The organism is Streptomyces sp. NPDC006393, assembly GCF_040628575.1.
Classification (GTDB): Bacteria; Actinomycetota; Actinomycetes; order Streptomycetales; family Streptomycetaceae; genus Streptomyces.
In genome coordinates this window covers 1-21670 of sequence record NZ_JBEXZD010000133.1, presented here as the reverse complement: position 1 = coordinate 21670, position 21670 = coordinate 1, and the positions used below count along the sequence as shown (strand labels likewise).

The window sequence follows — 21670 nt, the reverse complement described above, 5'->3', positions numbered from 1 at the left end:
ACCGGTCCTATGACCCCTGCGGGCACCGATCCGGGCCGCGCCGACCGCCCGGCATCCGCCGACCACCCGACGCTCACCGACCACCCGACGCTCGCCGACCGCCCGGCACCCGCGGACCGTGCGGCCCCCGCCGACCGCGCGGAACTCGCCGACCGCGTCCTCGGCGGCTGGCTGGGCCGGATCGCGGGCAACATGCTGGGCAAGCCGGTCGAGCAGGGTGAGGTGTGGACCCGCGACCGCATCGACCGCTATCTGCGCCGGGCCGCCGCGCTGCCGCTCACCGACTACCTTCCCGAGCCCGTCGGAGCAGACGATCTCCCGGAGCTGCGGCCCGAGTGGCGGGACTGTGTGCGCGGCCGTATCCGCGGCAGCTGCCGCGACGACGACATCGACTACGCGATCCTCGGCCTGGACCTGCTGGAGACCCACGGCTTCGGCTTCACCACCGAGCAGGTCGGCGACCTGTGGCTGCTGCGGCTGCCGTATCTTCAGACGTTCACCGCCGAGCGCGCCGTGTACCGGAACCTCGCGAACGGCCTCAAACCACCCCTGACCGCCACGTACGACAACCCCTACCAGGAGTGGATCGGCGCCCTGATCCGCGCCGACATCCACGGCTGGACCAGCCCGGGCGACCCGCGCCGCGCCGCCTCGCTGGCCCGCCGCGACGCGGTGCTGTCGCACACCGGCAACGGTGTGTACGGCGCCATGTGGGCGGCCGCGCTGATCGCGGCGGCGTTCACCGCGCCGAGCGTCCGTGCCGCGGTCGACACCGCCCTCACGGTCATCCCGGCGAGCAGCCGCCTGGCCCGCACCGTACGCCGAGCCGTCTCCCTGCACGAGACGCGGCTGCCCTGGGAGGACACCCTCACCACGCTCGCGGAGGAGACCGCTGGGCTCGGCTGGATCCACACCGTCCCGAACGCCGCCGTCCTCACGGCCGGCCTGCTCTACGGCGACGGCGACTTCACCCGCACCATCGCACTGACCGTCCGCGGCGGCCTGGACACCGACTCCAACGGCGCGACGGCCGGTTCGGTGACCGGCGTGCTGACCGGAGCGCGAGGCATCCCGACCCAGTGGAAGGACCCCCTGGAGGACACCGTGCGCAGCGCGGTCTTCGGTTTCGACGGTGTACGGATCAGCGAGCTGGCGGAGCGCACGCTGCGACTGGCTACCCTTCCAGGATGACCACTCCCAACATCCCGGACTACGCCACCTACATCGCCGGGCTGCCCCGTGTCCTCGCCGGCGCCGCCGCGCTCTTCCGCGACGCCGAGGGGCGGGTGCTGCTCGTCGAGCCCAACTACCGGGAGGGATGGGCGCTGCCGGGCGGCACGGTCGAGTCGGACGACGGTGAGACACCGCGCCAGGGCGCGCGCCGCGAGACGCTGGAGGAGATCGGCCTGGACCGGGAGCCGGGACGGCTGCTCGCCGTCGACTGGGTGCCCGGCACGGGACGCCCGCCGCTGGTGGCGTACGTCTACGACGGCGGGGTGCTCGCCGAGGAGGACCTCAAGGCGATCCGCCTCCAGGAGGAGGAGCTGCTGTCCTGGCGTCTCGTGCCGCGCGACGACCTCGCCGCCCACCTGCCGGGGGCCCTGGGCCGTCGCGTCCTGGCCGCCCTCGACGTGCTCACCGAGGGCACGGGCACGGCGGAACTGGAGAACGGCCGGCGCGTCGGCTGACCGCCCGCCTCCGGTGCGTCAGCGCTCCACGTCCCGGGGCTTGGCGTCGACCTCGCGCAGTCCCTCGTCACGTGCGACGGCCCTGGCCTCCGTACGGTGGCCGCGTTCGATGTAGTCGCGCACGACCAGCTCGACGGCGTCCTGCGGGTTGCCCACCCCGGCGAGCACCATGACTTCCACGACGAGTTCGGCGTCGAGCGAGACGGTCACCTTGGCCATGCGCGGACCGTAGCACCGCACGGACCCCGCGCGGACGGATATCCGTTCGCCCGCCCCATCACCCGCCCCTACCCTCTGTCCCATGACCAAGCCCCTCGTCGCCATCCTCAGCGGCGCCGGTGTCTCCACCGACTCCGGGATCCCCGACTACCGCGGCCCGAACGGGCTGTGGCGGCGGGATCCGGAGGCCGAGAAGCTGGTGACGTACGACTACTACATGGGCGACCCCGAGATCCGCCGCCGCTCCTGGCGGATGCGACGCGAGAACCAGGCCCTGCGGGCCGAACCCAACGCGGCGCACCGCGCGGTCGCCGAGCTGGAACGCTCCGGGGTGCCGGTCCGGGTCATCACCCAGAACGTGGACGGCCTGCACCAGCTCGCCGGGATGCCCGCCCGCAAGGTCCTGGAACTGCACGGCACCGCCCGCAGCGTCGTCTGCACCCGGTGCAAGGTCCGCAGCCCCATGGACGAGGCGCTCGCCCGCATCGAGGCGGGCGAGGACGACCCGCCATGCCTCGAGTGCGGCGGCATCCTGAAGTCGGCCACGGTGATGTTCGGCGAGCACCTGGACCCGGCCGTCCTCGGCGAGGCCGTCGCCATCACCAAGGCCTGCCACGTCTTCATCGCCGTCGGCAGCAGCCTCCAGGTCCAGCCCGCCGCCGGCCTCGCCGGACTCGCCGCCGACCACGGCGCCCGCCTGATCATCGTCAACGCCGAGCCGACGCCGTACGACGAGATCGCCGACGAGGTCGTCCGCGAACCGATCGGCACCGCGCTGCCCGGTCTGCTGCGCGCCCTGAGCGAGGAGGGCGCCTAGAACAGCGCCGTTCCGTTCTCGAAGTCCAGGAGGCGCTGCTTGCGGTCCAGGCCGCCGCCGTAGCCGGTGAGGCTGCCGTCGGCGCCGACGACGCGATGGCAGGGGACGATGATGCCGATGGGGTTCTTGCCGTTGGCGAGGCCGACGGCGCGGGAGGCGCCCGGGGAGCCGAGGGTGTCGGCCAGTTCGCCGTAGGTGCGGGTCTCGCCGTAGGGGATCGTGCGCAGCTGGTCCCAGACACGGCGCTGGAACGGCGTTCCGTTCATGCGCAGTCGCAGGGTGAACTCCTTCAACTCGCCCGCGAAGTAGGCCTCCAGTTGCTCCTCGGCCGCGTCGAAGGCCGGTGTGCACGCGCGTGCGCCGAACGTCTCCTCCGGTGGGCGGTGGCGTTGGTCGGTCATGTACAGGCCGCACAGGACACCGTCCTCGGTGACGAGGGTGAGCGGGCCGTAGGGGCTGTCGACGACGGCGTGCTGCTTCGTGTTCATCGTGCACGTCCTCAGACGGGAAGGAAGTTGATCGGGTGGCTGTCCGTGGCCCACAGGTACTGCACGGCGTACGCCCGCCAGGGGCGCCAGACCGCCGCACGGGCCGTGAGGGCCGCCGGTGTCGAGGGCAGGCCCAGCTCCTTGGCCGCGCGGCGGATGCCGAGGTCGGTGGGGAGGAAGGCGTCGGGGTCGCCCAGGGCGCGCATGGCGATGACGTCGACCGTCCAGGGGCCGAAGCCGGGGAGCGACAGCAGCCGGGCGCGGGTCTCCTGCCAGTCGCTCTCGGCTCCCAGGTGGAGGGTGCCGTCGGCGAGGTGGGAGACCAGCGTGGTGAAGGTCGTGCGCCGGGTGCGGGGCATCGCCAGCGACTCGGGGGCCAGGGCGGCCAGCGCCTCCGGTGCGGGGAAGAGGTGGGTGAGGCCGCCCTCGGGGTCGTCGACCGGCTCGCCGTGGGCGAGGACCAGGCGGGCCGCGTGGGTGCGGGCGGCGGCCGTGGAGACCTGCTGGCCGAGTACGGCCCGGACGGCGAACTCGGCCTCGTCCACGGTGCGCGGCACCCGTCGGCCGGGGGCCTTGTCGACCAGGGGCGCGAGGACCGGGTCGGTGCGCAGCTGGTCGTCCACGGCGGCCGGGTCGGCGTCCAGGTCGAGCAGGCGCCGGCAGCGGCTGATGGCGACGGGCAGGTCACGCAGGTCGCTGAGGACGAGGCGGCAGGCGATGTGGTCGGGCCTGGGCGTCAGGGCGACGATCCCGTGCCCGTACGGCAGCCGCAGCGTGCGCCGGTAGGCGCCGTCCCGCCACTCCTCCACGCCGGGCACGGCGGTCGCCGCCAGGTGGCCGAACAGGTTGTCCGGGTTCAGGGGCGCGCGGAAGGGGAGGCGGAGGGAGATGGCGCCGGGGGCCGGGGTGGGGGTGGTCCCAAGGGTCCCGGGGGTCCCGGAGGTCCTCGGGGTCCCTGGCGTGCCCGGGGTCCGCGGGGTCCCGAAGGTGCCAGGGGTCCCCGTGGGTGTGGGCCTGCGGGGCGCTCGGGAGCGCAGTTCGCTGGGCGAGAGCGCGTAGACCTCGCGGACGGTGTCGTTGAAGGCGCGGATCGAGGAGAATCCGGCGGCGAAGGCGATCTCCGCCATCGGCAGGGCGGTGGTCTCGATCAGCAGCCGGGCGGTCTGGGCGCGCTGCGCGCGGGCGAGCGCGAGGGGACCGGCACCGAGCTCGGCGAGGAGCTGGCGTTCGACCTGGCGGCTGCTGTAGCCGAGGCGGGCGGCGAGTCCCGGCACGCCCTCGCGGTCGACGACGCCGTCGGAGATCAGCCGCATGGCGCGGGCCACGAGGTCGGCGCGCTGGTTCCACTCCGGTGAGCCGGGGCTGGTGTCGGGCCGGCAGCGCTTGCAGGCCCGGAACCCGGCCTGCTGGCAGGCGGCGGCGCTCGGATGGAAGACCATGTTCTCCGGCTTGGGCGGCACCACGGGGCAGCTGGGCCGGCAGTAGATCCCGGTCGTCAGGACGGCCGTGAAGAACCATCCGTCGAACCGCGCGTCCTTCGACCGGACGGCGCGCACGCAGCGCTCCCGATCGGTGTGCATCCCGTTCTGCATGCCTCCAGCATCGGGCACGCGGCGGGCCGGGGCTGGCGGGAATCCGACATCGACGTCCGGTGTGCTGGAGGCGCGCGGATCACCTCGCCTCGCGCCGACGGGGCCGGCGCCGCAGCGGCTCCTCAGCCGACCTGCGCGGCGAACGCCTCGTAGGCCCGTTCGTCGAAGAGGACGAACCTGACCTCCTCGACCTCCGTCTCCGCGGCTCGTACCGTCTCGACGGCGATGCGGGCGGCGTCCTCCATCGGATAGCGGTACACGCCGGTGGAGATGGCCGGGAAGGCGACGGTGCGGGCGCCCAGTTCGTCGGCGACGCGGAGGGATTCCTGGTAGCAGGAGGCCAGCAGGTCGGAACGGTCCTCGGCGGCGGACCAGACCGGGCCCACGGTGTGGATCACCCAGCGGGCGTCCAGTTCGCCCGCCGTCGTGGCGACAGCCTGGCCGGTGGGCAGGCCTCTGCCGTACCGGGAGGCGCGCAGGGCGCGGCATTCCTCGAGGATCGCGGGACCGCCGCGGCGGTGGATCGCGCCGTCGACGCCTCCGCCGCCGAGCAGCGAGGAGTTGGCGGCGTTGACGATGGCGTCGGCGCTCTGCCGGGTGATGTCGCCCCGGGCGAGGGTGATGGTGGTGCTCATGGCTGCCGCAGCCTCCTCCAGACGGCCTTCGCCGCGTTGTGCCCCGACATGCCGTGCACGCCGGGTCCCGGCGGGGTGGCGGACGAGCAGATGAAAACGGCCGGGTGGGGGGTGTGGTACGGGAACAGGGACAGTTTGGGCCGCAGCATGATCTGGAGCCCGGAGACCGCGCCGCTGGCGATGTCACCGCCGACGTAGTTGGCGTTGCGGGCGGCCACCTCGGCCGGGCCGGCGGTGGCGCGCGCCAGGACGAGGTCGCGGAAGCCGGGCGCGAAGCGCTCCAGCTGGCGTTCTATGGCGTCCGTGAGGTCGCCGTCCCAGCCGTTGGGCACATGGCCGTACGCCCAGAAGACGTGCTTGCCCTCCGGGGCGCGGGTGGGGTCGGCCACGCTGGGCTGAACCGTGATCATGAACGGTCTGTCGGGTGCGCGGCCCTCGCGGGACGCGGCGCGCAGTGCGGTGCCGATCTCGGCCTGGCTCGCACCGATCTGCACCGTGCCCGCCGCGCGGGCCTCGGGGGCGGTCCACGGGACCGGGCCGTCCAGCGCGTAGTCGATCTTGAAGACGCCGGGGCCGTACCGGTAGGCGTCGTAGTAGCGGCCGAGGCCGGCGATGCGGGCGAGCGCGGTCGGTGAGGTGTCGAAGACGTAGGCGCGCGCCGGCGGCAGGTCGTCCAGGCGCTTGACCTCGTAGTCGGTGTGCACGGCGCCGCCGAGATCCTCGAGGTAGGCGGCGAGGGCGTCGGAGATCGCCTGCGAGCCGCCGCGGGCCACGGGCCAGCCGCGGGCGTGCGCGGCCAGGGCGAAGACCAGGCCGATGGCGCCGGTGGCGAACCCGCCGAGCGGGGCCATGACGTGCGCGACGAGGCCGGCGAAGAGGGTCTTGGCCCGTTCGTCGCGGAAGCGGCGCATGAGCCAGGTCGAGGGCGGCAGCCCGGTCAGGCCGAAGCGGGCGAGGGTGACGGGGTCGCGGGGCAGCGCGGTGAGCGGCAGGGACATGAAGTCCCGCGCGAGCGTGTCCCACTTGGGCAGGAACGGCGCGACCAGCCTGCGGTACGTGCCGGCGTCGCGTGGGCCGAAGGAGGCGGCCGTCTCGGCGACGGAGCGGGCCAGGACCGCCGCGGTGCCGTCGGGGAAGGGATGGGCCATGGGCAGCGGGGCGTGCAGCCACTGAAGGCCGTAGCGGTCGAGGGGCAGGGCGCGGAACGCCGGCGAGTTGATGGCGAGGGGGTGCGCGGCCGAGCACGGGTCGTGCCGGAAGCCGGGCAGGGTGAGCTCCTCGGTGCGGGCGCCGCCGCCGACGGTGGACCTCGCCTCGAACAGGGCCACGGAGAAGCCCCGGCGTGCCAGCTCCACGGCAGCGGTCAGTCCGTTCGGTCCCGCACCCACCACGACCGCATCGAGCATCGACGGCACCTTCGGACCCCTTCGTCAGCCGATGGTCACTCGTGGTCAGGATATGCCGCTGGACTGACACCCACGGGCACCGGGCCGCGGAGCCCGAGGTTCCGCCACGAACGCACCCGGCCGGGGCGATACGGCGGCCCGACGCGGGCCGTTCTCAGTGCGAGGGCGTCAGCAGACCGGCCACCCGGCGGGCCGTCGCCGCGTCCCGGGCCGCCGTGAACGGGAGCGTGTTGCCGCCGGTGACACGGAACGGCTCACCGGCCGTCGTCAGGTGGACGCCGCCCGCCTCCTCGACCAGCAGCAGGCCTGCCGCGTGGTCCCAGGCCGCCTCCCAGGAGAAGGCCGTCGCGTCCAGTTCGCCGCGGGCGACGGCGAGGTACTCCAGCCCGGCCGAGCCGCAGGCCCGGGGTTCGACGCCGTCCGTCCACAGGCCGAGCAGGGCGCGCTTCTGCTCGTCCGTCGTGTAGTCCGGGTGGGAGGTGGCCACCCGCAGGGCGCGGTCCGGGGCGGGCGTGCCGGAACGTAGCCGCTCGCCGTCGAGGTGGGCGCCTCGGCCGCGAACGGCGGTGGCGAGCCGGTCGTGCACCGGCGCGTACGTCCAGGAGGCCAGCACGACCCCGCCCCGGGCCAGGGCCACCAGGGTGCAGAAACCGGGGTCGCCGTGGACGAACTGCCGTGTGCCGTCCACGGGATCGACGATCCAGACCGGGGCCTCGCCGCGAATCGCCTCGTACACGGCGGGGTCCGCGTGCACCGCTTCCTCGCCCACCACGACGGAGCCGGGCAGCAGCGCGCCGAGGGTGTCGGTGAGGTACCGCTCGGTCAGCCGGTCGGCGTCCGTCACCAGGTCGTGCGGGCCGGACTTCTGGTCGACCTCGTGGTCCGCGAGGCGGCGGAAGCGGGGCATGATCTCGGCCGCGGCCGCCTTGCGGACCGCCTCCTCCACGTCGGCCGAGTGACGCTCGACGAACTCTCCCACAAGGACCTCGTCCAGGGGGGACCTCCAGGTTTCCGTCTGTTCGATCATGCCTCCATGAGACCACGCGCCGCTGACAATCCCCGCCCGCCCGGTGCACTGCGGGTGGAATGGGGATGAACAGGGGGTGCCGCGCACGGCCGCCTCAGCGCCCGACCGCGTACCCCTGCATCCCTCGCGGGTTCGCTGCGGCCGACAGGATGCCGCTCCCGGGGTCCCGGGCGACCGCGCAGAGCCGTCCCTCGGACCAGGGCTCGCCGACCGTCACACGGTGGCCGCGGCGGCTCAGCTCGGCGACGACCTCGGGGGCCGTGCGGGACTCCACGGTGACGCTGCCGGGGCGCATGCCGCGCGGGTAGAACGACCCGGGGAAGGAGTCGTTGTGCCAGTTCGGGGCGTCGACGGCCCCTTGGAGGTCGAGGCCGCCGCGGACGGTGGCGCGCAGGGCGACCGCGAGGAAGAAGTGCAGCTGCCACTGGTCCTGCTGGTCGCCGCCGGGGGTGCCGAAGGCCAGGACGGGCACGCCGTCGCGCAGGGCGATGGACGGGGTGAGCGTGGTGCGCGGACGGCGGCCGGGGGTGAGCGAGTTGGGCAGGCCCTCCTCCAGCCAGGTCATCTGGAGCCGGGTGCCGAGCGGAAAGCCCAGTTCGGGCACGACGGGATTGGACTGGAGCCAGCCGCCGCTGGGCGTGGCGGAGACCATGTTGCCCCAGCGGTCGACGACGTCGATGTGACAGGTGTCGCCGCGGGTGCCGCCGTCGGGGGCGACCTCCGGTTCGCCCGGCACGGGGGAGGTCGGCGGCTTCGCGACCGTCGGCTCCCCGACGCCCAGCGCGTCGAACTCCCCTGTCTCCGCGCCGATCCGGTGCGCGTGCGTGCTCAGGCGCGGGGCGCGCCCGCCGGGGCTGCCGGGCCGCAGCTCGCAGGAGGCCGTGTCGCCGACCAGCTTGCGCCGTTCGGCGTTGTACTCCGGCGACAGCAGCTCGGCCAGCGGTACGTCGGCGGCGTCCCCGTACCAGGCCTCCCGGTCGGCCATGGCGAGCTTGCAGCCCTCGATCAGCAGATGGACGTAGTCGGCGGACCCGTACGCGGGCAACTCGGGCGGGAGCAGAGCGAGTTGCTGGAGGAGGACCGGGCCCTGGCTCCAGGGGCCCGCCTTGCACAGGGTCCAGCCGTTCCAGTCGTAGGTCACGGGGGTTTCGTAGGTCGCGGACCAGGCGGCGAGGTCGGCGGCCGTGAGGGTGCCGGTGTGGCGCTCGCCGCTGGTGTCCATGGTCGGCCGCGCTGCCTGCCGGACCAGTGCCTCGGCGACGAAACCGCTCCGCCACACCTGCCGGGCGGCCTCGATCCGGTCCTCCCGGTCACCGGCGCCCGCGGTCTCGGCGAGCAGCCGGTTCCAGGTGGCGGCGAGCGCGGGGTTGCGCAGCAGCTCCCCGGGCCGCGGCGGGCGCCCGCCGGGCAGATAGACCTCGGCGGAGGAGGTCCACTCGGTCTCGAACAGGCGCCGTACGGTCGCGACGGTCTCCCCGACGCGCTCCACGGGAGCGTGCCCGTGCTCCGCGTACCCGATGGCGTATTTCAGGACGTCGGCGAGGTCCTTGGTGCCGTGGTCGCGCAGGAGCAGCATCCACGCGTCGAAGGCGCCGGGGACGGCGGCGGCGAGCGGTCCGGTGCCGGGTACGAGATCCAGCCCGAGCCCCCGGTAGTGGGCGACCGTCGCCCCGGCCGGCGCCACACCCTGCCCGCACAGCACGCGCACCTCCGCGCCCGCCGGCGCGAGCAGGATCGGCACCTCACCGGCGGGCCCGTTGAGGTGCGGTTCCACGACGTGCAGCACGAACGCCCCGGCCACGGCCGCGTCGTAGGCGTTGCCGCCGTCCTCCAGCACGGCCATCGCCGACTGCGAGGCCAGCCAGTGCGTGGAGGACACCATGCCGAAGGTGCCCTGGAGGGTCGGGCGGGTCGTGAACATAGGACCTCTCACCTCGTGGTTTCCGGACATCGACCGGATCGGTCAGCGCTCAGGACCGGTCCTGGGCAGCATCCGGGGAGTGTGAGCCATGGCTCTCCGCGTCCGCTCCCCCAGCAGGCTATCGATCATCCCGCTTCCGTTCTTCCCCGCCTCCGGAACCCGGCCTCCTCATCCGGCGGGGGCGACGGCGGGTAGTCGTCGACGGTCACGGAGTCGTACAGGCGCGCGCTCCTGGTGGTGAGGCGAACGAGCGCGCGGCTGGGGCCCGCCGGCAGCGCGGAGATCAGGCGGGCGCCCTGGGCCAGTCCCCACACGCCGAGGCGGGAGGTGGGGATCAGCGTCTTCGCCGCGCTCAGCGCGGCCTCGCGGCTGCCCCGCACATGCTCCGCCATCACCCGCTCGTAGGCGGGGAAGGCGCGCTCGTGGTCGCCGCCCGCCCGTGCCAGCTCTCCGGCGAGGACGTACGCGCCGACGACGGCCAGGCTGGTGCTGCCGCCGACGGCCGGACCGGGGCAGTAGCCCGCGTCGCCGACGAGCGTCACCCTCCCCCGCGACCAGGTGTCCATGCGGAGCTGGGTGATCGAGTCGAAGTAGAACGCCGGGGTGCTCTCGAGCTCCTCCAGCCAGCGGTCCACATGGGCGTGCAGGCCGGCGAACGCACCCCGCAGCAGTTCCTTCTGCCGGGGCACGTCGCGGTACGAGCAGTCGAGTTCGCGCTCGCTCCGGAACAGGAACAGCACCCGCGCGTCGCCGAGGTGCCGCGCACCGTACATGCCGGCGGTGCGCCCGACGCCGACGTGCATGAGGAGCTCGCCGTCGAGGCCGGAGACGTTCGGCAGGGTCATCACCCCGAAGTAGGCCCCGACGAAGGCGCTGAAACGGGACTCCTCGCCGAAGACGAGGCCGCGCACGGTGGAGTGCAGACCGTCCGCGCCGACGACGAGGTCGAAGCGGCGCGGCACGGCGTTCTCGAACCGCACCTCGCCGTCGGGCTCGATCGCGGTGATCGAGTCGCCGAAGAGGTACTCGACGTCGTCGCGTGTGGCGTCGTAGTAGATCTCGCTCAGATCGTCGCGCATGATCTCGACGTGCCGGCCGGAGGCGGCGCCGAAGATCTTGGAGAGGTCCGCCCGGACGGCCCGCCGTGAGCCCTGCCGGTGGACGGTCATCCGGTTCGTGCCGGTGGCCCGCTCCTCGACCCGCGCGAGCACGCCCATCTTCTCCGAGATGTTCATCGCGGGCCGGAACAGGTCGACCGCATGGCCGCCGGTCCTGCGCGGCGCCGGCGCACGCTCGACGACGGTGACGGAGAACCCGCGTCTGGTGAGCCAGTAGGCCAGCACCGGACCGGCGATACCGGCGCCGGAGACGAGAACGCGCATGACGCCCCTCCTGCTCATTCAGCCCCCCGCGCGGCGTGGAGTGCGGTGAAGGCCGTCAGGGGTGCGGCGGTCCGCGGCGGATCCTCGAGCAGGGGCGAGTGCCCGAGACCGGGCAGCAACTCGACCCGCGCGCCCGGGACGACGCGGTAATCGAAGGCGGACGAGGATCGCCATCTGCGGTCGTCCTCGCCGAAGATCACCAGCAGCGGCTTGCCCAGCACCGTCAGACGATCCGGCAACGCCCGCTGCTCCAGGTAGGAGCGGGTGGCCCGCATCGTCGTGGTGAACGTGTGGTAGGTCATACGGCGCACGTCGTCGAGGAGTTCTTCCGGGATCCGGTAGCCCGCACGGCTGAAACCCGTGCTCGCGAACCGCCGGAGCTGGTCCGCGGTCGGCGGCCACTGCGAGAGGCCGGGCGGGGCGGTCTCCGGTGCGATGAAGGCGTCCAGGCCGGGTCCGGTGTTGACGAGCGCGAGCGCGGTCACCAGGGCGGGCCGCTCTTCGGCGAGGGCGGTGGCGACCACGCCCCCGCTGGAGTGGCCGACGACCACGGCGTGCTCGACGCCGAGCCGGTCGAGTGCCTCGCCGGCCCGACGCGCCTGGTCCGGGACCGAGTAACTGGCCTCGGCCGGTTTGGCCGACCGGCCGTGCCCGAGGAGGTCGATGCGGATGACGCGATGAGCCCCGGCCAGCAGCGGGACCATCGGGCTCCACGACCGGCTCGAAGACGCGGACCCGTGGATGAGCAGGAGTGCGGGGGCGTCGCGGGGGCCGTCCTGGCACACATGGATGTCGCCGCCGTCGAGCGACAGGATCGAACTCCCGGTCGTCTCGGTGCCGCCGTTCACGTGCGAGTCGCCGTCAGAAACAGTCATGAGCCCACTGTCTCCGCCGCTACGCGCCCGTGGATTGGACGAATGTTCCCCTCAGCCGGCTCACCTAGCATGGGACGATGCAGACGTTCGTGCGCGGTGCGGCCACATGGGACGTCGAGTGCCCGCGACGGCCGAGCCGGGTGGGCGGTGTCACCATGGCCGGATTCCGTGTGCGTGACCTGGAGACGCTCCGGATAGTCCCGCACCCGGCCGTGACGCTGCTCCTGGACTTCGGTGCCGGTTCGGCCGTCCTCGACTGTGCCGCAGGGGGGCGGCAGCGGGGAAGCATGGTCGCCGGACCGGGACTCGGCTCCGGGGGCGTGGTGCGGGCGCGGGGAAGGAACGTGGAGTGCGTGCAGGTACGCCTGTCCCCGGTGACGGCACGGGCGATTCTGGGCGCCTCCCCCGCCGAACTCGACGGCACCGTCGTGTCCCTGGGTGACCTGTGGGGCCGGGAGGCGTCACGGATCCGCGAGCGACTCGGCGATGTCCCGTCGTGGCAGGACCGCTTCGCGTTGACGGACGCGACTCTCGCCCGCCGGTATGACGCGGGGCCGCCGGTGGACCCGGAGGTGGCCTGGGCCTGGCGCCGGATCGTCGTCAGCCGTGGCCTGATCCGGGTCGACGGACTCGCGGGCGAGGTCGGATGGAGCCGTAAGCGGCTGTGGTCCCGGTTCCGGTCGCAGCTCGGCCTGCCGCCCAAGCGTGCCGTGAGACTGGTCCGCTTCGACCATGCCGCCCACCGCCTGGTCGCGGGTGAACGCGCCGCCCGCGTCGCGGCCGACACCGGCTACGCCGACCAGTCCCACCTGCACCGGGACGTCATGGCGTACACCGGGGCGACCCCCGCGACCGTGGCCGGCGAGCCGTTCCTCGCCGTCGACGACCTCGCATGGCCCGGCCGTGGCACAGCCGCGTTCCTCACCTCTCCCGGGAGCTCGGGCCCGGTCGCCGGCCGGAGGTGAGACGGCTGCCGTGTGCGAGCGGGGACATCGACGCCGCTGGTGGGGAAGCCGGTGAGTGCCTCCGCGGACCAGCGTCCGTGCGGCCGTTACGGACACCCGGGCACGGGGCACTCGCTGCCCATGGCACTCACACTGGGCACGCACCGTTCGCGCGGCTCCGGCCGGAGGTCGGCCGCGTCCATCGGTATCGGTGTCGCGGCGGGTGTGACGGCTGCCGCGGGTCTCCGGCTCGGGCGCAAGGCGGCCACGATCGGCAAGATCGGCACGGGGCACCCGCTCAAGCACCGCGCGCTGGACCTGGCGGCCGGCGCGATGCAGCCGAAGTACCCGCTCGACGCGATGAGCACCTACCTCAACGGCTTCCACCTGTACGCCGACGACATGGGCCGGCAGGTGGAGGCGACGCACTTCTGCATCCATCTCCGGCACGATCTGCACCAGTGCGTGATCTTCGACCGCAACGCGCCCGACGCCCGTCTGATCGGCATCGAGTACATCATCGGCGAGGAGCGTTTCCGCGGCCTGCCCGAGGACGAGAAGCGGCTGTGGCACAGCCACCACTACGAGGTGAAGTCCGGCATCCTCACCGCCCCCGGCATCCCCGACATGGCCGAACACGCCTACTTCGAGGATCTCGTGACCACCTATGGGAAGACGTTCCACACATGGCAGTACGACCGTGACGACTTCCCCTACGGGATTCCGCAGCTGATGATGGGCCTCACCGAGGACGGGCAGGCCGTGGACAAGATGGTCCGGGCCCGGGACGAGAGGCTCGGCATCTCGACGTCCCGCAAGCGGCAGAACCGGGCGGACATTCCCATGCCGGAGGTGGCGCCGGGCGCCAACGCGTGGGAAAGCGGCCGCACGGTGCAGACACGCGTCGAGGAGATGGACTTCAAGCGCTGACCGCCGCTTCCCTGCCCGGGTCGCCGGGGAAGCCCGCGCACCGATCAGGCCCTCAGAGGGTGCCCGACGCCGGCAGGACCGGGTGGTCCGGGCGTGCGCACTGCGGGGCCGCCGGTACGGCGAGCACCATGGTGAGCCCGCCGCCCGGCGTGTCCTCGGCGCGCAGGGTGCCGCCGACGGCCTCGGTGAAGCCGCGGGCGACCGCCAGACCGAGGCCGACACCGACGCCTCTCGGCGAGTCGCCGTGCCGCTGGAAGGGTTCGAAGATGTGGTCCTTGGCCGCGTCCGGGACGCCGGGGCCGCGGTCGACGACCCGCAGCTCGACCCGGTCGGCGAGGGCGCTCGCGGAGACCAGGACCTTCTGCCCGGGCGGGCTGTGCTTGACGGCGTTCTCGACGACGTTGGCGACCGCCCGCTCCAGCAGGCCCCGGTCGACGTGCACCATGGGCAGCGTCTCGGGGATGTCCAGGTCCACGCCGTCCTCGGGCACCCCGCCGAGCGCCATGGGCACGACCTCGTCCAGGTCGGTCTCGCGGATGACGGGGGTCACCGTGCCGGTCTTCAGCCGGGACATGTCCAGGAGGTTGCCGACCAGGTGGTCCAGGCGGTCGGCGCCCTCCTCGATGGCCTCCAGCAGCTCGGCCCGGTCCTGTTCGGACCACTCGACGTCGTCGGAGCGCAGCGAGGACACCGCCGCCTTGATGCCGGCGAGCGGGGTGCGCAGGTCGTGGCTGACGGCGGCGAGCAGCGCGGTCCGTATGCGGTTGCCCTCCGCCAGCCGCTTGGCCCGGTCGGCCTCGTGTCGCAGGCGCCGGCGGTCCAGGACGACGGCGGCCTGCGCGGCGAACGCGGCCAGCACCCGCCGGTCGGCGGCGGGCAGCACCCGGCCCCGCAGGGACAGGGCCATGTGGTCCCCGACCGGTACGTCGACGTCCGCCTCCTCCGGGATCTTCGCGGGACGGGGTCCCACGCTGCCGGCGCAGGTCCAGGGAGCCGTGTCGCCGGTCCGCTCCAGCAGTGCGGCCGACTCCATGCCGAAGGTCTCCCGGACCCGGTCGAGGAGCGCCTCCAGCGTGGTCTCGCCGCGCAGGACGTTTCCGGCGAGGAAGGAGAGGATCTCCGACTCGGCGCGCAGCCGGGCGGCCTGGTGGGTGCGCCGGGACGCGAGGCCCACCACCGAGGCGACCGACGCCGCGACCGATACGAAGATCGCCATTGCCACGATGTTCACCGGGTCGGCGATCGTCAGGGTGTGGACGGGCGGGGTGAAGTACCAGTTGAGCAGGACGGAGCCCACCACCGCGGAGGCCAGCGCCGGGAACAGCCCGCCCAGCAGGGCCGCCGCCACCGTCACGGTGAGGAACAGCAGCATGTCGTTGGCGAGGCCGACGTCCGGGGCGGTGCCGGTCAGCAGCCAGGTGAGCAGGACGGGGCCGAGCACGCCGACGAGCCAGCCCGTCACGACCCGGGACCGCCCGAGGCGGGCCCGGCGCGCCACCGGCAGCCCGCGGCCCTTGCCCGCCTCGGCGTGCGTGACGAGGTGGACGTCGAGGTCGGGACCTGACTCCCGGGCCACGGTGGCCCCCACACCCGGTCCGAGGACGTACTGCCGGCTGCTGCGACGGGAGACGCCCAGCACGATCTGGGTGGCGTTCACGCCCCGGGCGAAGTCCAGCAGGGCGGCCGGTATGTCGTCGCCGACGACGTGGTGGAAGGTGCCGCCGAGGTCCTCCACGAGGGTGCGCTGGACGGCCAGTTCCTTCGGGGAGGCGGCGGTCAGTCCGTCGCTGCGGGAGATGTAGACGGCCAGGACCTCGCCGCCGGCGCCCTTCTCGGCCAGCCGTACGGCGCGCCGTATCAGGGTGCGGCCCTCGGGGCCGCCGGTCAGACCGACCACGATCCGCTCGCGCGAGCCCCAGATGGCCGAGACCCGGTGCTCGCTGCGGTACTGGTTCAGATACGCGTCGACCCGGTCCGCCACCCACAGCAGCGCCAGCTCCCGCAGGGCGGTGAGGTTGCCGGGGCGGAAGTAGTGGGACAGGGCCGCGTCGACCTTGTCGGGCCGGTAGATGTTGCCGTGCGCCATGCGGCGGCGCAGCGCCTCCGGTGACATGTCGACCAGCTCGATCTGGTCGGCGCGCCGTACCACCTCGTCGGGCACGGTCTCCTGCTGCCGTATCCCGGTGATCGACTCCACCACGTCACCCAGCGACTCCAGGTGCTGGATGTTGACGGTCGAGACGACGTCGATCCCGGCCGCGAGCAGCTCCTCGACGTCCTGCCAGCGCTTGGCGTTGCGCGAGCCGGGGACGTTGGTGTGGGCGAGCTCGTCCACCAGGGCCACCTGGGGGCGCCGGGCGAGCACCGCGTCCACGTCCATCTCGGTGAACGTGCCTCCCCGGTACCCGATCTCCTTGCGCGGCACCTGCTCCAGGCCGTGCAGCATCACCTCGGTGCGCGGCCGGTGGTGGTGTTCGACGAAGGCGACCACGCAGTCGGTGCCACGCTCCACCCGGCGGTGCGCCTCGGACAGCATCGCGTACGTCTTGCCGACGCCGGGTGCCGCGCCCAGGTAGATCCGGAGCTTGCCGCGTGTCATGTCGTCCCTCGAAGCGGTGGCCTGTGCCGGGCCCGGTGATCGGACAGCGGGGATGGGAAGGGTCGGTCTCCAGTCTGCGACGGAGCGGGCCGGGTCACTTGTCGGTCGTGAGGTCCTTGAGCGCGATGTTGAGTTCGAGGACGTTGACCCGGGGCTCCCCCACGAAGCCGAGCGTGCGGCCCGTGGTGTGGTCGTCGACCAGCTTCTCGACCCGCGTGACGGACAGGCCGTTCCTCGCGGCGACCCTGTGCACCTGGAGATCGGCGTACTGCGGGGAGATGTCCGGGTCCAGGCCGGAGCCGGAGGAGGTCACCGCGTCCGCGGGGACGTCCGAGGGCCTGACCGTGTAGCCGGGCACCGAGTTGTCCTTGACGACCTTGGCCTTCGCCTCCTCGACCGACCGCAGGAGCTTCCCGCTGTCGCCGGCCAGGTTGGTGGCGCCGGAGAGGATCAGCCTGTACTGCGTGTTGAGGCTGTTCGTGCCGAGGCCGTTCGCCGGGCGGGGCTGGAAGTACTCGGGTCCGTAGCCCTGTTGCCCGATCAGGGACGAGCCGACGACCCTGCCGTCCGCCCTGATCTCGGAGCCGTTCGCCCTGCCGGGGAAGAGCCCCTGGGCGATGCCGGTGACGACCAGCGGGTAGACGACGCCGGTCACCAGGGTCAGCACGAGCAGGGCTCGTAGGCCCGCCGCGAGCAGCCGGGCGGTGTTCGTCACGGAGTTGTTCATGGCTATCAGCACGCTTTCCAGTGGTTACAGCCCGGGGACGAGGGAGATGAGCAGGTCGATGAGCTTGATGCCGAGGAAGGGGGCGATCAGCCCGCCGAGGCCGTAGATCCCGAGGTTGCGGCGCAGCATCCGGTCCGCGCTCATCGGCCGGTAGCGGACGCCCTTCAGGGACAGCGGCACCAGCGCGACGATGATCAGCGCGTTGAAGACGACGGCCGACAGGATCGCGGAGTCGGGCGAGGACAGGTGCATGATGTTCAGCTTGTCCAGACCCGGGTAGACCGCCGCGAACAGCGCCGGGATGATCGCGAAGTACTTCGCCACGTCGTTGGCTATGGAGAAGGTCGTCAACGCGCCCCGGGTGATGAGGAGTTGCTTGCCGATCTCCACGATCTCGATGAGCTTGGTCGGGTTGGAGTCGAGGTCGACCATGTTGCCGGCCTCCTTGGCGGCCGACGTCCCGGTGTTCATCGCCACGCCGACGTCCGCCTGCGCGAGGGCGGGGGCGTCGTTGGTGCCGTCACCGGTCATCGCGACCAGCTTGCCGCCCGCCTGCTCCCTCTTGATCAGGGCCATCTTGTCCTCGGGGGTGGCCTCGGCGAGGAAGTCGTCGACGCCGGCCTCCTCGGCGATCGCCTTCGCGGTCAGCGGGTTGTCACCCGTGATCATGACGGTCTTGATGCCCATGCGGCGCAGTTCCTCGAACCGCTCCCGCATGCCCTGCTTGACGACGTCCTTCAGATGGATGACACCGAGGACGCGGGCACCCCTGCCGTCCTGGACGGCCACCAGCAACGGCGTGCCGCCCGCTTCCGAGATGCGGTCGGCGATCTTGTCCGCGTCCTCGACGACCTGCCCGCCCTGCTCCTCGACCCAGGCGATGACCGAACCGGCGGCGCCCTTGCGGATCTTCCTGCCGTCGACGTCCACCCCCGACATGCGGGTCTGGGCGGTGAACGGGATCCATTCGGCGCCGACCAGCTCCCCCTGGTACCGCTCGCGCAGCCCGTACCTCTCCTTCGCCAGGACGACGACGGAACGGCCCTCGGGGGTCTCGTCCGCGAGCGAGGACAGCTGGGCGGCGTCGACCACCTCGGCCTCGGTGGCGCCGCGCACCGGCACGAACTCGGCGGCCTGCCGGTTGCCGAGGGTGATGGTGCCGGTCTTGTCCAGCAGCAGGGTGGAGACGTCCCCGGCGGCCTCCACCGCACGTCCCGACATGGCCAGGACGTTGCGCTGGACCAGCCGGTCCATGCCGGCGATGCCGATCGCGGAGAGCAGCGCGCCGATGGTGGTCGGGATCAGGCAGACCAGCAGCGCCACCAGCACGACCATCGTCAGGTGCGTGCCCGCGTAGTTCGCGAACGGCGGCAGCGTGGCGCAGGCCAGCAGGAAGACGATCGTCAGGGACGCCAGCAGGATGTTCAGCGCGATCTCGTTCGGCGTCTTCTGCCGGGCCGCGCCCTCGACCAGGTTGATCATCCGGTCGATGAACGTCTCACCGGGCCTTGTCGTGATCTTGATGACGATCCGGTCGGAGAGCACCTTCGTGCCGCCGGTCACGGCGGAGCGGTCGCCGCCGGACTCACGGATGACCGGGGCGGACTCGCCGGTGATCGCCGACTCGTCGACGCTCGCGACGCCCTCGACGACGTCGCCGTCACCGGGGATGACGTCGCCGGCCTCGCAGACCACCAGGTCACCGATGGTCAGCTCGGTGCCCGGCACCCGCTCCTCGGACGTGCCGTCCGCGAGCAGCCGGCGGGCGACGGTGTCGGTCTTCGCCTTGCGCAGGGTGTCCGCCTGGGCCTTGCCGCGGCCCTCGGCGACCGCCTCGGCCAGGTTGGCGAAGACCACGGTCAGCCACAGCCAGGCGCTGATCGTCCAGCCGAACCAGTCGCCCGGGTCCGTGAAGGAGAACACCGTGGTCAGCACCGAGCCGATCCACACCACGAACATCACGGGCGACTTGACCATCGCCCGCGGGTCGAGCTTGCGGAAGGCGTCCGGCAGCGACCTGACCAGCTGCTTCGGATCGAAGAGGCCCGCACCGACCCGGCCCTCGGGAGCCTTGTGACCCGTCGGTGCGTCCCGGTGGGGCGCAAGGGTGGGAGTGGACATCGCGTCCTCGTGCTTCTGTATCTCGTGTTTCTGGATGTCGGTGGTCATCACGCCAGCCCCTCGGCGAGCGGGCCCAGCGCCAGCGCCGGGAAGTAGGTCAGACCGGTGATGATCAGGATCGCGCCCACCAGCAGGCCGGTGAACAGCGGCTTCTCGGTGCGCAGCGTGCCCGCGCTCACCGGCACCGGCCTCTGCCCGGCCAGCGAGCCGGCCAGCGCGAGGACGAACACCATCGGCAGGAAACGGCCGAGCAGCATCGCCAGTCCGGTCATGGTGTTGAACCAGTCGGTGTTCGCGTTCAGACCGGCGAAGGCCGAACCGTTGTTGTTCGACGCCGAGGTGAAGGCGTAGAGCACCTCGGAGAACCCGTGCGCGCCGGAGTTCAGCATCGAGTGCGGCGGGGTCGGCAGCGCCATGGAGGCGGCGGTGAGGACCAGCACCAGCGCCGGGGTGATCAGGATGTAGGCGGCGGCGAGCTTCATCTCCCGGGCGCCGATCTTCTTGCCCAGGTACTCGGGCGTACGGCCGACCATCAGGCCCGCGAGGAACACCGCGATGACCGCCATGATCAGCATGCCGTACAGGCCGGAGCCGACACCGCCGGGCGCGATCTCGCCCAGCATCATGCCGAGCAGCGTGATCCCGCCGCCCAGGCCCGTGAAGGAGGAGTGGAAGGAGTCGACCGCGCCCGTCGACGTCAACGTCGTCGACACGGCGAAGATGGAGGAACCGCCGACCCCGAAGCGGACCTCCTTGCCCTCCATCGCCCCTCCCGCGGCCTGGGACGCCGGGCCGTGGTGGGCGAACTCCGTCCACATCATCAGCGAGACGAAGGCCAGCCAGATGGTGAACATGGTGGCGAGGATCGCGTAGCCCTGCTTCACCGAGCCGACCATCACGCCGAAGGTGCGGGTCAGCGAGAACGGGATCACCAGGATCAGGAAGATCTCCAGGAGGTTGGTGAGCGGGGTGGGGTTCTCGAAGGGGTGGGCGGAGTTGGCGTTGAAGTAGCCGCCGCCGTTGGTGCCCAGCTCCTTGATGGCCTCCTGGGAGGCGACCGCGCCACCGTTCCACTGCTGCGAGCCGCCCATGAACTGACCCACCTCATGGATGCCGGAGAAGTTCTGGATCGCGCCGCACGCGACCAGGATCACCGCGGCGACGGCGGCGATCGGCACCAGGATCCGCAGGGTGCCGCGCACCAGGTCGGCCCAGAAGTTGCCCAGCTCACCGGTGCGCGAACGGGCGAAGCCCCGCACCAGCGCCACGGCGACGGCCATGCCCACGGCCGCGGAGACGAAGTTCTGCACCGCGAGACCGGCCGTCTGCACGACGTGGCCCATGGTCTGCTCGCCGTAGTACGACTGCCAGTTGGTGTTGGTCACGAAGGACACGGCCGTGTTGAACGACTGCGCCGGGTTCACCGAGGAGAAGCCCACCGAGCCGGGCAGGACGCCCTGGAGCCGCTGGAGCAGGTAGAGGAAGAGGACGCCCACGACCGAGAAGGCGAGGACACCGCGCAGATACGCGGGCCAGGTCAGCTCAGCGTCAGGATTGGCGCCGATGGCCTTGTAGATCCACCTCTCCACCCGCAGGTGCTTCTTCGAGGAGTAGACCCGGGCCATGTAGGTGCCGAGCGGAATGTGGACGAGCGCCAGCGCGCCGATCAGGGCGAGCAACTGGAGCACGCCCGCGAGGACGGGACTCATGTCTGCGCTCAGAACCTCTCCGGGAAGATCAGGGCGAGGACGAGATAGCCCAGCAGGGCGACGGCCACGACCAGGCCGACGACGTTCTCGGCGGTCACAGCTTCGTCACCCCCCGGGCGACGAGAGCCACCAGCGCGAAACCGGCGAGCACGGTGACGACGAAGGCCAGATCGGCCATCGCGAACTCCTGGAATGAGGTTCGGTGGAAACGGACGTGTACGAGGAAAGCTCCTCTCCGGCCGGTTCCGATCGCCCGTTGACGGCCCTCTTACGGCGGCGCCGACAGCTTTGACGGGTCTCTTACGTCGTCGCCCGACGGGTGCCCGGAGGTGCCGGAGGTGCCGGACACGCGAGAACCGAACCCGGCACTGACGCGCCCATGACAGATATGACGAACTGAGGAACTCTTCGGCGCGGTGGTGTCCTGGGGCCGGGGAGCCGCGTAGAAGAAAGGGGGCCGCGTGTGACGCGAGTGGCAGCGGCCTGTCGTTCACCCGCTCACGGACGAAGGAGTCGTATGCGCAGATACGTACGTGTGTCGAGAGCACTTGGGGTGGCGCTTGTGACAGGGGGTGCCCTGCTGGCCTGGG

Annotated in this window: 19 protein-coding genes; 5 read left to right on the top strand and 14 right to left on the bottom strand. The window is 72.3% G+C overall.

The genetic code is table 11. From position 1 onward, the window contains the following. Positions 1-9: 9 nt before the first annotated feature. On the top strand, positions 10-1191 hold the full coding sequence (locus ABZ484_RS34225) for an ADP-ribosylglycohydrolase family protein (RefSeq protein WP_358869851.1): 1182 nt from the start codon (positions 10-12) through the stop codon (positions 1189-1191). Next, entirely contained in the window at positions 1188-1688 is a 501-nt protein-coding gene (locus ABZ484_RS34220; RefSeq protein ID WP_358869850.1) for an NUDIX hydrolase, read from the top strand. The genes ABZ484_RS34225 and ABZ484_RS34220 overlap by 4 nt, the downstream gene beginning before the upstream one ends. Before the next feature lie 18 nt (positions 1689-1706). Here the strand turns inward: ABZ484_RS34220 and ABZ484_RS34215 are convergent, their stop codons facing one another. Next, positions 1707-1907 (bottom strand): DUF2191 domain-containing protein, encoded by a 201-nt coding sequence (locus ABZ484_RS34215; RefSeq protein WP_358869849.1) that lies wholly within the window; start codon positions 1905-1907, stop codon positions 1707-1709. Between the two features lie 82 nt (positions 1908-1989). Between ABZ484_RS34215 and ABZ484_RS34210 the strand changes: the two genes are divergently transcribed. Then, positions 1990-2724 (top strand): Sir2 family NAD-dependent protein deacetylase, encoded by a 735-nt coding sequence (locus ABZ484_RS34210; RefSeq protein ID WP_358869848.1) that lies wholly within the window; start codon positions 1990-1992, stop codon positions 2722-2724. Here the strand turns inward: ABZ484_RS34210 and ABZ484_RS34205 are convergent. The 8 genes from ABZ484_RS34205 to ABZ484_RS34170 form a co-directional block, all read right to left on the bottom strand. After that, positions 2721-3212, bottom strand: coding sequence for a methylated-DNA--[protein]-cysteine S-methyltransferase (locus tag ABZ484_RS34205; protein WP_358869847.1), 492 nt, complete (start codon positions 3210-3212; stop codon positions 2721-2723). The two genes, ABZ484_RS34210 and ABZ484_RS34205, sit on opposite strands and share 4 nt — an antisense overlap. Positions 3213-3223: 11 nt before the next feature. Beyond that, positions 3224-4804 carry an AlkA N-terminal domain-containing protein gene (locus tag ABZ484_RS34200; RefSeq protein WP_358869846.1) on the bottom strand — a complete coding sequence of 527 codons (1581 nt, stop codon included), beginning with the start codon at positions 4802-4804 and terminating at the stop codon, positions 3224-3226. Positions 4805-4926: 122 nt separating this feature from the next. Further along, complete coding sequence (locus ABZ484_RS34195; RefSeq protein WP_358869845.1) at positions 4927-5439, bottom strand: O-acetyl-ADP-ribose deacetylase; 513 nt, start codon at positions 5437-5439, stop codon at positions 4927-4929. Beyond that, on the bottom strand, positions 5436-6845 hold the full coding sequence (locus ABZ484_RS34190) for an NAD(P)/FAD-dependent oxidoreductase (protein ID WP_358869844.1): 1410 nt from the start codon (positions 6843-6845) through the stop codon (positions 5436-5438). The genes ABZ484_RS34195 and ABZ484_RS34190 overlap by 4 nt, the downstream gene beginning before the upstream one ends. A 154-nt stretch (positions 6846-6999) precedes the next feature. Next, entirely contained in the window at positions 7000-7872 is an 873-nt protein-coding gene (locus ABZ484_RS34185) for an inositol monophosphatase family protein (protein ID WP_358869843.1), read from the bottom strand. Between the two features lie 94 nt (positions 7873-7966). Next, entirely contained in the window at positions 7967-9793 is a 1827-nt protein-coding gene (locus tag ABZ484_RS34180) for a gamma-glutamyltransferase (RefSeq protein ID WP_358869842.1), read from the bottom strand. Between the two features lie 125 nt (positions 9794-9918). Beyond that, positions 9919-11175, bottom strand: coding sequence for an FAD-dependent oxidoreductase (locus tag ABZ484_RS34175; protein WP_358869841.1), 1257 nt, complete (start codon positions 11173-11175; stop codon positions 9919-9921). A 14-nt stretch (positions 11176-11189) separates the two neighbouring features. Further along, a complete protein-coding gene (locus ABZ484_RS34170; RefSeq protein WP_358869840.1) occupies positions 11190-12050 on the bottom strand; it encodes an alpha/beta hydrolase in 861 nt (286 codons plus the stop codon). A gap of 77 nt (positions 12051-12127) precedes the next feature. Here ABZ484_RS34170 and ABZ484_RS34165 point away from each other — a divergent pair, with 77 nt between their 5' ends. Continuing rightward, positions 12128-13015, top strand: a complete 888-nt coding sequence (locus ABZ484_RS34165; protein WP_358869839.1) for a helix-turn-helix domain-containing protein — start codon at positions 12128-12130, stop codon at positions 13013-13015. Positions 13016-13135: 120 nt separating this feature from the next. Next, on the top strand, positions 13136-13924 hold the full coding sequence (locus tag ABZ484_RS34160; RefSeq protein ID WP_358869838.1) for an OBAP family protein: 789 nt from the start codon (positions 13136-13138) through the stop codon (positions 13922-13924). Between the two features lie 52 nt (positions 13925-13976). Here ABZ484_RS34160 and ABZ484_RS34155 read toward each other — a convergent pair whose 3' ends face one another. The 5 genes from ABZ484_RS34155 to kdpF form a co-directional block, all read right to left on the bottom strand. Then, positions 13977-16523: a sensor histidine kinase KdpD gene (locus tag ABZ484_RS34155; RefSeq protein WP_358869837.1), complete on the bottom strand. Its 2547-nt coding sequence runs from the start codon at positions 16521-16523 to the stop codon at positions 13977-13979. A 94-nt stretch (positions 16524-16617) separates the two neighbouring features. Further along, positions 16618-17250, bottom strand: coding sequence for a potassium-transporting ATPase subunit C (locus ABZ484_RS34150; protein ID WP_358869836.1), 633 nt, complete (start codon positions 17248-17250; stop codon positions 16618-16620). 24 nt (positions 17251-17274) lie between these two features. Then, on the bottom strand, positions 17275-19419 hold the full coding sequence (gene kdpB / locus ABZ484_RS34145; protein ID WP_358869835.1) for a potassium-transporting ATPase subunit KdpB: 2145 nt from the start codon (positions 19417-19419) through the stop codon (positions 17275-17277). Continuing rightward, a complete protein-coding gene (kdpA, locus tag ABZ484_RS34140) occupies positions 19419-21080 on the bottom strand; it encodes a potassium-transporting ATPase subunit KdpA (RefSeq protein WP_358869834.1) in 1662 nt (553 codons plus the stop codon). The genes kdpB and kdpA overlap by 1 nt, the downstream gene beginning before the upstream one ends. An 8-nt stretch (positions 21081-21088) precedes the next feature. Continuing rightward, the gene (gene kdpF, locus ABZ484_RS34135) at positions 21089-21178 is read right to left on the bottom strand and encodes a K(+)-transporting ATPase subunit F (protein ID WP_009326374.1); all 90 of its coding nucleotides are present in this window, start codon (positions 21176-21178) and stop codon (positions 21089-21091) included. Between the last annotated feature and the right edge of the window lie 492 nt (positions 21179-21670).